This window comes from Roseivirga echinicomitans (assembly GCF_001592935.1).
Classification (GTDB): Bacteria; Bacteroidota; Bacteroidia; order Cytophagales; family Cyclobacteriaceae; genus Roseivirga; species Roseivirga echinicomitans.
Map to the genome: position 1 here is coordinate 227,071 of NZ_LRDB01000012.1, position 14,445 is coordinate 241,515.

Annotated in this window: 11 protein-coding genes and 1 tRNA gene; 8 read left to right on the top strand and 4 right to left on the bottom strand. The window is 39.7% G+C overall.

Annotation, left to right across the window (positions count from 1 at the left end; translation table 11 throughout):
* Positions 1-135: 135 nt before the first annotated feature.
* The gene (gene tsf / locus AWN68_RS09915) at positions 136-966 is read left to right on the top strand and encodes a translation elongation factor Ts (protein ID WP_068414789.1); all 831 of its coding nucleotides are present in this window, start codon (positions 136-138) and stop codon (positions 964-966) included.
* A gap of 77 nt (positions 967-1,043) precedes the next feature.
* Here the strand turns inward: tsf and AWN68_RS09920 are convergent, their stop codons facing one another.
* On the bottom strand, positions 1,044-1,409 hold the full coding sequence (locus AWN68_RS09920) for a response regulator transcription factor (RefSeq protein ID WP_068414792.1): 366 nt from the start codon (positions 1,407-1,409) through the stop codon (positions 1,044-1,046).
* 417 nt (positions 1,410-1,826) lie between these two features.
* On the opposite strand from AWN68_RS09920, the gene AWN68_RS09925 reads away from it, so the two are divergent.
* A tRNA-Val gene (locus AWN68_RS09925) sits at positions 1,827-1,901 on the top strand.
* Between the two features lie 125 nt (positions 1,902-2,026).
* Here AWN68_RS09925 and AWN68_RS09930 read toward each other — a convergent pair.
* Both AWN68_RS09930 and AWN68_RS09935 read right to left on the bottom strand, forming a co-directional pair.
* Positions 2,027-4,633 carry an FtsX-like permease family protein gene (locus AWN68_RS09930; RefSeq protein WP_068414794.1) on the bottom strand — a complete coding sequence of 869 codons (2,607 nt, stop codon included), beginning with the start codon at positions 4,631-4,633 and terminating at the stop codon, positions 2,027-2,029.
* Between the two features lie 3 nt (positions 4,634-4,636).
* Complete coding sequence (locus AWN68_RS09935; RefSeq protein WP_068414797.1) at positions 4,637-4,969, bottom strand: PadR family transcriptional regulator; 333 nt, start codon at positions 4,967-4,969, stop codon at positions 4,637-4,639.
* 212 nt (positions 4,970-5,181) lie between these two features.
* On the opposite strand from AWN68_RS09935, the gene AWN68_RS09940 reads away from it, so the two are divergent.
* Positions 5,182-5,781, top strand: a complete 600-nt coding sequence (locus AWN68_RS09940) for a TetR/AcrR family transcriptional regulator (protein WP_068414800.1) — start codon at positions 5,182-5,184, stop codon at positions 5,779-5,781.
* Between the two features lie 26 nt (positions 5,782-5,807).
* Complete coding sequence (locus AWN68_RS09945) at positions 5,808-7,082, top strand: MFS transporter (protein ID WP_068414803.1); 1,275 nt, start codon at positions 5,808-5,810, stop codon at positions 7,080-7,082.
* A 453-nt stretch (positions 7,083-7,535) separates the two neighbouring features.
* Here the strand turns inward: AWN68_RS09945 and AWN68_RS09960 are convergent, their stop codons facing one another.
* Entirely contained in the window at positions 7,536-9,752 is a 2,217-nt protein-coding gene (locus tag AWN68_RS09960; RefSeq protein ID WP_068414811.1) for a M1 family metallopeptidase, read from the bottom strand.
* 192 nt (positions 9,753-9,944) lie between these two features.
* On the opposite strand from AWN68_RS09960, the gene AWN68_RS09965 reads away from it, so the two are divergent.
* The 4 genes from AWN68_RS09965 (at position 9,945) to AWN68_RS09980 (ending at position 14,442) form a co-directional block, all read left to right on the top strand.
* The gene (locus AWN68_RS09965; protein ID WP_068414814.1) at positions 9,945-10,823 is read left to right on the top strand and encodes a glycerophosphodiester phosphodiesterase family protein; all 879 of its coding nucleotides are present in this window, start codon (positions 9,945-9,947) and stop codon (positions 10,821-10,823) included.
* Positions 10,824-10,939: 116 nt separating this feature from the next.
* Complete coding sequence (locus AWN68_RS09970) at positions 10,940-12,109, top strand: hypothetical protein (RefSeq protein ID WP_068414817.1); 1,170 nt, start codon at positions 10,940-10,942, stop codon at positions 12,107-12,109.
* A 9-nt stretch (positions 12,110-12,118) separates the two neighbouring features.
* On the top strand, positions 12,119-13,114 hold the full coding sequence (locus AWN68_RS09975) for an adenosine kinase (protein WP_068414820.1): 996 nt from the start codon (positions 12,119-12,121) through the stop codon (positions 13,112-13,114).
* Between the two features lie 71 nt (positions 13,115-13,185).
* Positions 13,186-14,442, top strand: coding sequence for an RNA polymerase sigma factor (locus tag AWN68_RS09980; RefSeq protein WP_068414824.1), 1,257 nt, complete (start codon positions 13,186-13,188; stop codon positions 14,440-14,442).
* Positions 14,443-14,445: the final 3 nt, after the last annotated feature.

Here is a 14,445-nt window from a genome sequence, read left to right on the forward strand (position 1 = left end):
CTCATATAAAAAATTGAACATTGAAGCTTTTTCGGTGTTCAATTTTTGTTTTAAACCGATAAGCTTGAGGTGAATACACTGATCAAAGCTTGAGGTTCTAACTGATTTTAGGAATAATATTTAAAATATATACAAATGGCTATCACAGCAAAAGAGGTTAACCAATTAAGACAAATGACCGGTGCCGGCATGATGGATTGTAAAAAGGCATTAGTTGAATCTGAAGGAGATTTCGATAAAGCAATTGAAATTCTTCGTAAGAAAGGTCAAAAATTATCTGAAAAAAGAGCGGACAGAGCAACTTCTGAAGGTTCTGTTTATGTAAGGTCTAGCGAAGATGGTTCTGAAGCTATTCTTATTGCTTTTACATGTGAGACTGACTTCGTAGCGAAAAATGGTGATTTCCAGGCTTTAGGAAATGAAATCGCTGATGCTGCAATTGCTAACAAACCAGCCGACCTTGAGGCGCTTAGAGCACTTAGCTTAGGTAACTTAACTGTACAAGATAAAGTAACTGAGCTTTTGGGTAAAATTGGTGAGAAGCTAGAGGTTTCGGTTTACGAAAAACTTTCTGCTGACCAAGTGGTTTCTTACATTCACTCTACGGGTAAATTGGGTGTTTTAGTGGCTTTAACAGGCGTTGGTAGTGCCGATGTAGCTGAAGCTGGTAAAGACGTTGGAATGCAAATCGCAGCCATGAATCCAGTTGCTGTTGATAAAGATGGTGTTGATTCATCTGTTATCGAAAAAGAAATTGAAATTGGGAAGGATGTAGCAAGACAAGAAGGCAAGCCAGAGGCTATGCTTGATAAAATTGCTGAAGGTAAGTTGAACAAGTTCTTCAAAGAAAACACTTTGTTGAGCCAAGCTTTTGTTAAAGATCCAAAAGTAAACGTTCAGCAATACCTTGATTCAGTAAATAAAGGTTTAACTGTGTCTACTTTTAAAAGAGTGGCTATAGGTTAATCCCTACTACTTATATAAAATTAAGAAGGCCCATCATTTGATGGGCCTTCTGTTTTTAATACCACCTATTGAGGCGACTATTTATTTATGTGCTCTTCTACCGTTTCGAGTAATTCATTGAGTCCAAAAGGCTTGCATATGTAAGCGTTGGCCCCATGTTGTAGACCATGAAGTAATTCCTGTCCGTGATTCTTTACGGAAAGAAATATAATTGGGATTTCATGAATCTCTGAATCCTTTCGTATTTCATGAAGCATCTCATAGCCATTCATTAAGGGCATATCAATATCACTTAAAATCAACCCTGGCCTCTCGGTTTTAGTAAGCTCAAGGCCTTCTGCACCATTTTTTGCTAAGACTGTTTGATAACCTTCTAATTCTAATATCTCACTGAGATTGTCAAGAATCATAGCATTATCTTCTACTAGTAGTATCTTTTTCATATTCCTGCGTGTTGAATTTAAGCTTTTTGGCTTTAAAACCTTCACGTTTATTGTACTTCAATATTCGAAATTCTAATTGTCTAAAAATCTCATAAGGTTTACTTGTGTTTGTACAAATAATTAGGTGATCTTATTGCGTAAATCACATGCGGGTTTATCCTGCTAGAATGGAGGTTTTGTTAAAAAAGTAGGGCCATGGGGTATCAACGCTTTGGTTTAGAGCGCTGCCTTGACAGGGCAGAGGTCACTGGTTCGCCCCGAAGCTTCGGGGCAGTATTTCCCACAAAACGTATTTTTAGATCGAGAACCTCCGAAATGCAGATGAGTGTTTTGAATCTCAAGAAAAGTGATTATCGATTTTTCTAATGCCTTCAAATCCTGATTAAATGAATCTTTTTATTAATATTGCAGACCCTTGGGGTATTAGCTCAGTTGGTTTAGAGCGCTGCCTTGACAGGGCAGAGGTCACTGGTTCGAATCCAGTATATCCCACTTGAATGTGACTAATTTAAATGGTCATCGGTTCGCCCCGAAGCTTTGGGGCAGTATGTCCCACCAAAAAAGAAACCAGTCACTCTTTTGAGTGACTGGTTTTTTGTTTAAAAAAGAACAATTTTTTACTCACTCCTCAAAGCGTCCACTGGATTATGCGTAGCGGCTTTAACTGATTTAATGATAATGGTAAGGCTCGTTAAGGCGAACATTGAAACCATCACCAATAGAGCCAAACCAAATGAGAAATTGGTTTTATAGGCGAAATTATCGAGCCAGCGATTGATAAGCCAATAGGCTGCAGGAACACCCACAAGACAAGCCAATAGTATTAGTTTGTACACCTGTCCTGTAAACAAAAAGAGAATTTGCCCTACTGAAGCACCCATTACCTTTCTAATGCCCACCTCTTTGGTTTTCGACTCAGTAATAAAGCCAATAAGCCCTAAGAGACCTAGGCAAGAAATAAACAAAGCGACTCCAGTGAAGAGATTGAAAATGTTTGCCAATCGGGTTTCAGCTGTATAAAGCTGATCGAACTTCGCATCCATAAACTCAACTCCAAACTTAGAGTTGGGTATAAACTCATTCCATTTGGTCTCGATTTTATTGAGCGTTTCTGAAATGTCCGTTGTACTCACTTTAATCATAACTCTAGCTCCAGAGGAACCGGCAAAATCATGATAGAACAGTGCCATAGGTTGTATTTCATTATGGAACGAGCCCAGATGGAAATCCTTTACTACTCCGCGAATTTTCGTTGGGATAGCCAGAAATGAATATTTTCCAGAGAGCGGGTCCTCAAGATTCATAGGGTTTTTCGATCTGATGATATTGGCCAATGTCTCATTGATGATTACACCTTGGTCGATATCTGAAGTTGAGTTACCATCGAAGCTTTCCCCTTCGGTAATTTCAAGTTTGAGCATGTTAATATAATCTCCATCAACCTGATGGTAATAGCCTCGAATATCCAGCCCGGCTATTGGGCCAGAAGCGTAAAGATTTTCGCCTCCAGGAGGACTAGAAGTAAGGCTAGATATAGAAATTTCTGGTATATCTTTTAATGATTTTTTAAAGTCATCTAGATTGGAAGAAATCGAGCGTTCGACAATAAGAATTTGCTCAGGGTTGTAAGTTAAAGTTTCGTTTTGAATATATCGCAGCTGTTTTTGAACCATGACCGTACCAAGTGTTAAAATTATTGAGATGCTGAATTGGAAAACCACTAGCCCTTTTCTAAGCATATTGCCTTTTGTTGATGACATAGCCTTTCCTTTGAGGAATTCGCTAAACCTAAACCTCGATACCACCAAAGCAGGATAGAGTGCTGAAAGCAGCGCCAACAGAATGATTAATCCAAAGTAAACTAGAAAGAATGGAAGGCTGGATTTATAGTCGAAATGGAGAGGGTTACCAAGAATTGATTCAAAATAGGGCAATGAAACTTCCAGCACTAAGAGAGAAACCAACATTGATATTGTGCAGAAGATGAGTGACTCCGTCAAGAACTGGAAAATAAAGCTGCCTCTGCCCGCTCCAATTATTTTTCGTATTCCAGCTTCTTGTCCTTTTTGAAGAGCGCGAGCCGCAGTGAGGTTCATGTAATTGAATAAAGCTAAAATCAAAATAAGGAAAGCAACAATGGTAAAGAGTATAACTGTGCTTTTGCTCATGGTTTGTACAACATCATCGGTAGCTTCAGTATCAAACTTTACCTCTTCGAATTCAGTAAGCCTATAGTTTAAATTCTGTAGACGTTTTGCTGCGCCAGCTTCCTTAATTGTATTGTTGAAGCCAGTTATTAGTTGCTTAATATCCGTTCCTGATGTGAGCATTAAGTAATTAGCTGAAGGAGAATAAGCACCAGAGGCAATGTCGTAAGGACTATAATTAGGAACTAGATAGTCGAATTCGATACTAGAGTTTTCTTTGATGTCTTTTAAGACTCCAGTGACTGTATAATTAGCGCCTTCACGAATGGGTAAATAAACAATCTTGCCGATTGGATCTTCCTCTCCAAATAGCTTGGCGGCCATGCTTTCTGTAACTATAATGCTATGAGGTTCTGAGAGCACTTCTTTTTGATTTCCATCAATTAGTTGGAAGGGAAAGAAACTGAAGAATGAGGTGTCAGCCTCTAGCCCCCGTTGTTTGTAGAACTCCTTCTTATCACCTCTTTTTACGGTGATTGTCATGTTTTCATTGAGTGCGTTAATTCTCAGATAGTTCTCTATTTGTGGATAGTTTCTATTTAAAATGACAGCAAAATCAGGATGGGTTCGAGCTTCATATTTATCGGTAAAATCTAGAGGTTTTAATACTTCTAACCGGTAAATTTTGGCCCGGTTAGGTATGAAGTTGTCTTTCAGAATTACATCAGTGATGAATAGAGATAATATCATAAAGTAGGCTAGACCAAGACTTAATCCAAGAATATTGATAGCCGTAAAGCTCTTATGCTTGAGCATGCCCCTCAAGGACGTTTTTAAATAATGTCGAATCATGGTAATAAAGCTTAAAGGATGAGTGGAGTTACTTTGGTAATCAAAAAGGTAACTTCGAAATGAACGGATGACAGTCCAGTAGTATAATCTCCGGGCTTTTCTGTAGCCATACGCTTGCACTTGGTCTTGGAATTCCTCGAATAAATCACCTTCAATTTCTTCCAACCTATGTTCTGCACAAAAGAACCGAAGGATTTTCAAGGGTAGTTTTGGTGGCTGCTGCATGGCTCAAGAATTTTGAAAAAGTGTTTGAGGCATGTTATTCCAGAGCGACTCCCGGATTTCCTTGATTTGTTGAACCGCCTGAAGTCCATATGGGGTAGGCTTGAATAGACGTTTGCGTTTTCCGCCTCTTTTTTTGCTTGCTTCACCAAGTTCAGAAGACAGAAAACCTTTTTTTTCTAGCCTATATAATGAGGAGTGAATAGCGCTGAGGTTAATGTTTCGCTCCGTGTGTTTTTCTACCTCTTCTTTCACCAAATTGGCGTAGGCATTTTTGTCTAATACACAGGTGGATAATAATACCACTTCCTCAAACTCGCCTAAAAAAGTGCCTTTCATGTCTTTAAACTATTATTTATATGAATGTAAGTAAAATAAATTGTCAAAACCAATTAAATACATAAATGTAAGGAATATGGTTAGAGCTCAAGAAGTGGCTTTGGTGAGGAATACTGTAAACTTACTTTAGTCTGTTGAGAAGCAAAAAAATGAAATTATAGTAGTAAGTGAACGTTCGTTCATTTAATTTTGCGGCTTATTATTCCAATGAAATGAGACCAAGGGACGCAGATAAGGAGAGGGTAATTAAAAAGAAAGCCATTGAGATGATTGTGAAGTACGGCTTTGATGGCTTGAGCATGCATAAGCTTGCCAAGGCAGCAGGGGTTTCGCCAGCCACTATCTATATCTATTTCAAAGACAGAGATGACCTAATTATTCAGGCGGGTTTGGAAGAAGAACTGAAAATGTTTGATGCCACGCTAAAGGGCTTTGACGCAAGTATGTCTTTTGAAGAGGGTATGCGAGTTCAATGGATGAATAGGACGCATTATTTCTTGGAGAACCCTGATCAGATGAACTTTATGGAGCAGTTAAAACATTCTCCTTATCATCACGAAATTGGTACTAGGGTCGAGTCGAATTTTTCAAACCTTATGTCACAATTTGTGCATAAGGCCATAGACAACAAGGAGCTAGCGCCCCTGCCAATAGAGGTTTTTTGGGCCATTTCATTCGCCCCTCTGTATCAGTTGGTCAAATTTCATATTAACAAAAAAGGAATCACCGGAAGCCCTTATGTACTCGATGATCAGAGTATTCATTTGGCGCTTTCAATTGTGCTCAAAGGTCTAAAACCAACGGTTCAATAAACAACAACGTCAAACTATTTCAACTTTTGAAAACTCAAACATTTACTTCTTACCAAAAACTGATCATCGCTATTCTGGCTTTTTCGCAGTTTACGGTAATCCTCGACTTTATGGTGTTATCACCATTAAGCGCCATTTTATTGGACGAACTATCCATCACCACCCAACAATTTGGGATGGTGGTTTCGGCTTATGCTTTTAGCGCTGGTGCCGCTGGTTTGTTGGCGGCAGGCTTTGCTGATCGCTTTGATAGAAAGAGACTGCTTATCTTTTTCTATTCTGGATTTATTTTGGGAACCCTCTTTTGCGGTTTGGCACCCAACTATCATTTCTTACTCATCGCAAGAATTGTCACCGGGATTTTTGGAGGGGTCATTGGATCTATTGTTTATGCCATTATAACAGATCTTTTTGTGTTGGAAAAGAGAGGTAGGGTAATGGGCTTTGTCCAAATGGCTTTCGCTGCTAGCCAAATTTTGGGAATCCCTATAGGCTTATACTTGGCGAATCATTTCGGTTGGCATTCTCCCTTCCTATTGATTGTAGGGCTGAGTTTGGTGGTGGCCATTGTTATTATGATTTATATGAAGCCTGTAAACGAACACCTGAAGTTACAGACTAAACAAAATGCTTTTGTACACATGGCCAAAACATTGAGTAATAAACGCTATTTAAGAGGTTTTTCTGCCACTACATTATTGGCCACAGGTGGCTTTATGTTAATGCCATTTGGTGCTGCTTTTGCGGTGAATAACCTCGGTATTTCTATCGACCTGTTACCTATGGTGTATTTGGTGACGGGTATTTTCACCATGATATCCGGCCCATTGTCGGGTAAATTGAGCGACAAGTATGGTAAGTTTAGAATGTTCACCATTGGTTCTTTGTTGGCAGCTGGGCTTATTCTACTATATACTAACCTTGATGTAACACCGCTTTGGATGGTTATCGCGATCAACGTGGTTTTGTTCTTGGGGATAACACTAAGAATGATTTCTTCCCAAACTTTACTTACTGCTATTCCAGAGCCGAAAGACCGAGGAGCCTTTATGGGAATTAACTCTTCTGTGATGCAGATTTCGGGAGGCTTTGCTGCAGCCTTGGCGGGGGTAATTGTGGTACAGGGCGAAGATGGAAAGCTATTGCATTATCCGCTTTTAGGGATGGTGGTTACAGGGACCATCCTTATCACCATTATACTCCTTTATTTTATCAATAAAATGGTGCTTACCAAGGAGGAAGTGCATGCTGCCGTAAAATCAGAGCTGGGGTTGGTTGAGGTACCTATTACAGAGGGCTAGGGTAAAAGGGTTTAAAAAAAAGAATGAGCTTTCTGAGGAAGGGGAGAATAACGGTCAGGTTTTAAGGAGACTCATTTTTTGAGTATACTTTCTGACCAAATAAATAAGACCAAGTGCTAAATAGAATCCGCCAAACCAAATGAAGGTGCTGTCGGTTTCGCAACAGCTAAAGTAGAAGTACCCAATAGGTACGAAGTAACAAAGAGCTGTAAGTAAAAATAGGGGCACGGCTATTTTGTGCGCGGGTTGTGCCTTCAGTTCAAATGTTTTTTCTTCCAAAATGCTATTAAAAAAGTAACCGCTTTCCTTTACTGATGGAAGAACCAAAAGGTTATAGCGCTTTTACGAAAGGAAAATCTGCTTGTTTTTTGGTTGAAATACCTTTTCAGCTTACAAAAGAAAACCCCAAAGCCAAGGGCTTCAGGGTTTTGTTGTTTGTTCTGAGCATGAAAACTAGTTCCCTCCTTTTCCTTTGGCTTTATCAAAAGCACTTTTGATGTTACTTCTTGGGAAGATATTATTTTCCGTATTCACATCGGCCAATTCCTTATTAGGGTCGAAGACCATGCTGGCCACTTCCTTGTCTTTGGCAAAAATATGAGTCACTTGGCTTTCACTAAGTCTCCAAATTTCAGCAGGAATTTTCTCAATCTCTTTGGTGCCGTCTTTATATGTCCATTCAATTATTAGAGGAGTAATTAAGCCTCCCGTGTTTTTGAAAGTCACTTGATAAAGGTTTTTACCTGCTAATCGCTTTCTTATGGCATCGTTCGGAATCTCACTTCGATATTCACCTCTTACACGGCTGTCAGTTAACTCAATTTCTTGAGGGCTAGCGTAGAATGGATTGTCAGTATTTTGCTCATCGCCAAGCGTTCCTGCTTGTGCATTCACTTTCTTTTCAATCTTTTGGTTTTCACCTTTGATTTGAAACCATTTCACATCGCTCACTTCCACTTCTACGTTGTCGGTAGTGTAGAACCACCCTTTCCAGAACCAATCCAAATCAACGCCAGAAGCATCTTCCATGGTACGGAAAAAATCAGCTGGTTTTGGGTGCTTAAATGCCCAGCGTTCTGAATATTCCTTGAATGCGGCATCAAATAATTCAGGCCCCATTACGGTTTCTCGGAGTACTACCAATGCGGCAGAAGGCTTTGAATATGCCTCTGGCCCCAATTGAAGTGATTGCTCAGGGTTTGTCATAATTGGGCGCATGAAATCTTTACTACCCTTCATATAAGGTACAATGGCTGCTGGAGAATTAGAGGTATATGGCAAGTAATCATAGTACTCGTGCATGGTTCTATATTCCAAGAATGAATTCAAACCTTCATCCATCCAAGCCCATTGCCTTTCGTCTGAATTCACAATCATAGGGAAGAAATTGTGGCCCACTTCGTGAACAATTACAGAAACCATTCTAGTGGTGATGAAATCATCGTAAGTTCCATCAGGGCGCGGACGACCAAAGTTGAAACAGATCATTGGATATTCCATACCGATACTGGCCGCATGTACCGAAATGGCTTTCGGATATGGGTAGTCAATAGACATGTTTGAGTAAGAAATCAAAGTATTTACAACAGCCTTGGTCGATTCTTTTTCCCAAAGCGGGTTGCCCTCTTTTGGGTAGTATGACATGGCCAAAGGCGTGTTGTTTTTTAATTTAACCGCTTGCGCATCCCAGATGAACTTTCTAGAACTGGCAAAGGCAAAATCCCTTACGTTTTCAGCCTTGAATACCCAAGTAGACTGAGTGGTCGCTCTTTTCTTTTCCTTGGCCTCTGCTTCTTTTTGTGTAGTGATAATCACAGGCTTATCGAAACTCTTTTTGGCTTGTTCAAAGCGCTGAAGTTCTGTTTTTGTAAGTACATCTGAAGGATTTTGTAAAGTACCTGTAGCGGCTATAATGTGATCAGAAGGAGCGGTGATAGACACCTCAAAATCTCCAAAAGTAAGGGCAAACTCTCCCGAACCTAAGAATTGCTTGTGCTGCCATCCGTTGACATCGTCATACACGGCCATTCTTGGGTAGAATTGAGCAATCGTATATAGATAGTTATCGTCTTCAACAAAATGCTCGTAACCAGATCTGCCACCAAGTTGTGCTCTATCGTTTATTTTATACCACCAAGCCATATTGAAACTGTAAGAATCACCAGTTTTTAAAGGTGTTGGTAGCGTGATCTTCATCATGGTGTCATTGATCAAATAGGTCAATGGTGTGCCTTTTTTGTCAGTCACTTTTTCTAGTTTGAAACCACCGTCAAACCCAGCATCTATCATGGATGCGGCAGCACTAGTGCCTAAGCTAGAAGTATTGTCTCTGAGTTGGCCAAAACCGTTGGTGAGTGCTCCTGTGTTGTCGGCTTTTCTCACATTTTGGTCTAACTGAAGCCAAATGTATTTTAGGCTAGATGGCGAATTGTTAGTGTAGGTCACCATTTCAGTACCAAAAATTGTCTGGTTTTTGTCGTCTAACGTAACTGCGATTCTATAATCGGCTTTTTGCTGCCAATAGGCTGGTCCAGGTTCTCCCGATCCTGTTCTGTATTCATTTGGGGTGGGTAGTGTTGTGCCCAGCTGTTCGAATTTTGCTCCCCAGTTTTGTTGGGCAAAGCTCATGAGCGGAAAGAGGCACATCAGAAATAAAATTTTCTTTCTCATGGTTTTTAGGTTTAATGCATCGAAAAGTAACGATTTATAATCCAAGAGTGATAATTAATTGAGTAGATTTTCTTCTCTAGAAAAGAGTTTTTAATTAAGAATAACTACCTCTAACTTCTTACTCGTCTAACCTTAATAGTATCGTAATCACTTTTTTAATTTCCTTTGCGTAATTTGTTTTAAATTCTATTTATGAAAACATCTGTACTACTTCTTTTCTTTCTTTCTCTCAGCTGTGCCGAAGTCCAAGAACCACTCGATGTTCAAGGTCACAGAGGTGCCAGAGGTTTAATGCCTGAAAACTCTATTCCAGCATTTATGCGAGCCTTAAAAGAAGGAGTGACTACTTTGGAACTGGATGTGGTGATTACAAGTGACAAGCAAGTATTGGTATCGCATGACCCTTATATGCTGTCTAGTATTTGTAGTAAACCCAATGGCGAACCTGTTACAAAAGATGAAGAGAAGAGACTTAATATTTATCAAATGAACCACTCAGAGGTGGTTGGCTATGATTGTGGTTCCAGAGGTAATTCGCGCTTTCCTGAACAAGAAAAAGCAGCAACGGCAAAGCCATTACTGACCGATGTAATTTCAATGGTGGAAAATCACTTGAAAGAAAATAACCTTCCAAAGGTGGGCTACAATATTGAAATCAAGAGTGTAGAAAGTGAGTATAATGTGAGCCAACCAGAGGTAGATGAGTTTTCGGCATTGGTCTTAGACGTAATTAAACAAAGGCTCACCAATGATAGATTTACCATTCAGTCATTTGATTTTAATGTGTTAAAGTATTTACATAAATCTAATCCTGAAGTGCGATTGGTGGCCTTGGTAGAAAATGCCAAAGGAATTGATGCCAATTTGGAAGCACTAGGTTTTATCCCAGAGGTTTACAGTCCTTATTTTATCCTTCTTAAGAAGGAAGATATCGACTTCATTCATGAAAAAGGCATGAAAGTGATTCCTTGGACGGTGAATGACCGCAAAGACATGGAACGTTTGGTGGCCGATGGCGTGGATGGTATCATCACCGATTATCCTAATTTGGCAAAGGGACTAAAAAAGTAGCTTGTGTGAATTTTTCAGCATAAAAATTTGCCTTCAATCACATTCTTTTCAAAAGCCTGCGGATAACATTTTGATGTTGGGTATATCTATTTATTTTTGGGCTGCCCAATTTGTACATGCAGATATTTGAAGTTACCGATAGCCATTCAGAAAATGAATTCATCCAATTGCCAGTAAGGCTTTATAGGAATGAAGAAAACTGGATAAGACCCCTTGATAAGGATATTAAAGCAGTTTTTGATCCCAGCAAGAATAAGAACTATAGAAATGGCGAGGCCATTCGATGGATTCTAAAGAATGATAAGGGCGAGGTTATTGGAAGGCTCGCGGCCTTTATCATTAAAAAAGTAGCTGCCGCACAAGAGCAACCTACTGGCGGAATTGGCTTTTTCGAGTGCATTGATGACCAAGCCGCGGCATTTATGCTTTTTGATGCAGGAAAAAAATGGCTGGAAGAGCGTGGTATGGAAGCCATGGATGGCCCAATCAACTTTGGTGATCGAAACAATTGGTGGGGGCTTTTGATTGATGGGTTTTCAGAGCCTAACTATCAAATGCCTTATAACTTCCTTTACTACAAGGACCTTTTCGAAGCTTACGGCTTCAAAGAATACTTTAAACAATTCACCTACGAGCGCCCGGTGGGCAGCCAAGTGGAGCTAGACGATCGCTTTTATGCAAAAGCTCAAAGTAGCTTAGATAACCCCGATTATGAGTTTAGGCACATTAGAAAAGATGAATTTAAAATTGCCCATAAATACTTTTTAAAAGTTTACAATGAGGCTTGGACTGGTCATAACGGAGTGAAATCTATGACCGAAGCGCAGGCACACAACATCTTTAAACAACTCAAACCAATTACCGATGTTAAAATTGTTTGGTTTGCCTTTTACAAAGGAGAACCAGTCGCTTTTTTCATTTCTATTCCAGAATTAAATCAGCTTTACAAACATCTAAATGGCCAATGGAATTTATGGTCGAAGATTAAATTTATGTATATGCTGAAAACGGGTGTATGCAAAAAAGCTTTGGGGATTGTGTTTGGCGTTGTGCCTACACACCAAAGAAAAGGAGTTGAAGGAGGTTTGGTGGTCTCATTTGTGAAAACCCTAGCTTGGAAAAAGGGTTTTCAATACGATAACATGGAAATGAACTGGATTGGAGACTTTAATCCTAAAATGATGCGTGTGGCGGAGCAGATTGGTGCCGAAATTGGAAAAACGCACATTACTTACCGTAAATTATTTGATGAAACGAAGGAGTTTAAAAGAGCTTCCTTTATTTAATAATAGCATATGAAAAAGAAGTACGATGTATATGGCATAGGGAATGCCTTGGTTGATCTTGAGTTCAAAATTGATGAACAATTCTTAACTGAACATAAGGTTGAAAAGGGCTTAATGACCTTAGTGGATGAAGAAACTCAGTTTAGGTTAATCAATTCGATGATACAAACGGATGCCATTCGTAAGTCTGGTGGTTCTGCTGCGAATTCTATGATTGCCATTAGCCAGTTTGGGGGAAAATCTTTCTATTCGTGTAAGGTAGCCAACGATGAGTTTGGCGATTTTTATATGAAAGATATGCGTGAAGCGGGCGTTGACACCAATCTTGATAAGCAGAAAAGGGAAGAAGGAGTTACTGGAAAGTGCTTGGTATTGATTACGCCAGATGCTGACAGAACCATGAACACTTTCTTAGGTGCCACTTCAAATTTCTCTGTAAAGGAATTGGATGAGAATGCCATTAAAGATTCGCAATATGTTTACTTGGAGGGTTATTTGACTACTTCTCCTAATGGAGTGGAAGCCATGATGAAAGGCAAGAAAATAGCCGAAGATTATGGTGTGAAAACATCAATTACACTCTCAGATCCTGCCATTGCTAACTTCTTTAAAGCACAGTTTACTGAAGTAATTGGTGCTTCTGTAGATTTGATTTTCTGCAACGAAGAAGAGGCCAAAACCTATACAGGAAAGGATAATTTGGAAGAGGCACGTGAGGCCATGAAGAAGGATGCTAGGAGATTTGTGATCACTCAGGGTAAGAATGGAGCTATGATTTTTGATGGGGATACATTTATCGACATAGAAGCGTATGATGTAAAGGCAATCGATACCAATGGTGCTGGAGATATGTACGCTGGAGCTTTCTTGTATGGAATCACTAACGGAATGTCTTATGCTGAAGCTGGTAAATTAGCCAGTTTGGCCAGTTCTAAAATTGTGAGCCAATATGGGCCCAGATTGAAGACGCCAGAAGTACACGAAGTATTAAGACACTTGAAGTAGTTGTCTGAAGTATAAAAGAACTAGAAGCCATCTGTCACCTGACGGATGGCTTTTTTCATTATTTTGCATCAATGTCGAAGTCCGAAATCAATAACGCCATCGATCATCTTTTTCGGCAAGAATATGCCAAATTGGTGTCGCTTTTTACGAATCGGTATTCATCGGCTTTGATTGACCAAATCGAAGATGCCGTTCAAGAGTCTTTGCTTAAAGCGGCCAAACTGTGGAGTTTTCAATCCATTCCGGAAAACCCTTCCGCTTGGTTGTACCGGGTAGCCAACAATCAGCTAATTGACCAACTCAGAAGACAAAATAAATCTGTGGCTTACGAGTCTCAAAATGAAAGTGTTGAGGAAAATGTCTCGGAGTTTGAATTGGAAGAAGGACAATTGGTAGATGCACAGCTCAGAATGATTTTCGCCTGTTGTCACCCCTCAATGAAACTTCAAGAGCAATTGATACTGAGTCTAAAACTGCTTTGCGGTCTCAGTGTAAAGGAAATTGCTAGGGCGCTCTTAAAGAAAGAGGACGCAGCCAAGAAGGCCATAACCAGAGCTAAACATAAATTTAAAACAGAAGTAGGTGAACTTTTGGTTCCAGAAGGAGAAGCGATTAATGAAAGACTGGATGCCGTGCTTCAGGTCATTTACCTTTTGTTCAATGAAGGCTATAAAGCCACAGAGGGCGATGAATTGATTCGTCATGAACTTTGTGAGGAAGCCATTCGGTTGGCTTTTATTCTAACCAATGCCAAAGATTGTCATACTAGTGAGCTAAACGCATTGATTGCAATGATGCTTTTTAAGGCGGCTCGTTTCCCTGCAAGAACAGGTAAAGATGGCTCCTTGGTGACATTAGAGCATCAGGATCGAAGTCTTTATCGAGAAGATTATATTCAATGGGCTTGGAAGTTTATGCAGGAATCCAGCAAAGCGGAAAATACTTCTGTATATCAATTAGAAGCAGCTATCTCAAGCTATTATACCGTTGCGGCCAGTTATGAGAAAACGAATTGGAAAGTGATTTTTCAACTTTACGATGGATTAGTGAAATTGAAGCCAGCGCCTGTTGTGAAAATGAGCCGAGTATTTGTGATGAGTAAAGTGCTTGGAGCTCAAAAGGCATTGGAAGCCATGGCTGAAATTGAAGGTGAATCATCTGAAGTGCAATCTTTTCAAGCCTTAAAAGCTGAATTATATGCTGGAGTGGGAGATTTTGATAACGCTAGTATTCATCTAAAAAAGGCTATAGAGCAAGCGCAAAATATTACGGAAAAGAGATTTTTAGAGGCTAAATTGCTCAATTGGAAAACCCCTAAATCAGTTTAACCA

Excerpts from the sequence above, each read along its gene's own strand:
- AWN68_RS09920 (WP_068414792.1), bottom strand. The coding sequence starts at position 1,409 with ATGAAAAAGATACTACTAGTAGAAGATAATGCTATGATTCTTGACAAT.
- AWN68_RS09940 (WP_068414800.1), top strand. The coding sequence starts at position 5,182 with ATGAGACCAAGGGACGCAGATAAGGAGAGGGTAATTAAAAAGAAAGCC.
- AWN68_RS09960 (WP_068414811.1), bottom strand. The coding sequence starts at position 9,752 with ATGAGAAAGAAAATTTTATTTCTGATGTGCCTCTTTCCGCTCATGAGC.
- AWN68_RS09965 (WP_068414814.1), top strand. The coding sequence starts at position 9,945 with ATGAAAACATCTGTACTACTTCTTTTCTTTCTTTCTCTCAGCTGTGCC.
- AWN68_RS09975 (WP_068414820.1), top strand. The coding sequence starts at position 12,119 with ATGAAAAAGAAGTACGATGTATATGGCATAGGGAATGCCTTGGTTGAT.
- AWN68_RS09970 (WP_068414817.1), top strand. The coding sequence starts at position 10,940 with ATGCAGATATTTGAAGTTACCGATAGCCATTCAGAAAATGAATTCATC.
- AWN68_RS09935 (WP_068414797.1), bottom strand. The coding sequence starts at position 4,969 with ATGAAAGGCACTTTTTTAGGCGAGTTTGAGGAAGTGGTATTATTATCC.
- AWN68_RS09930 (WP_068414794.1), bottom strand. The coding sequence starts at position 4,633 with ATGCAGCAGCCACCAAAACTACCCTTGAAAATCCTTCGGTTCTTTTGT.
- AWN68_RS09980 (WP_068414824.1), top strand. The coding sequence starts at position 13,186 with ATGTCGAAGTCCGAAATCAATAACGCCATCGATCATCTTTTTCGGCAA.
- tsf (WP_068414789.1), top strand. The coding sequence starts at position 136 with ATGGCTATCACAGCAAAAGAGGTTAACCAATTAAGACAAATGACCGGT.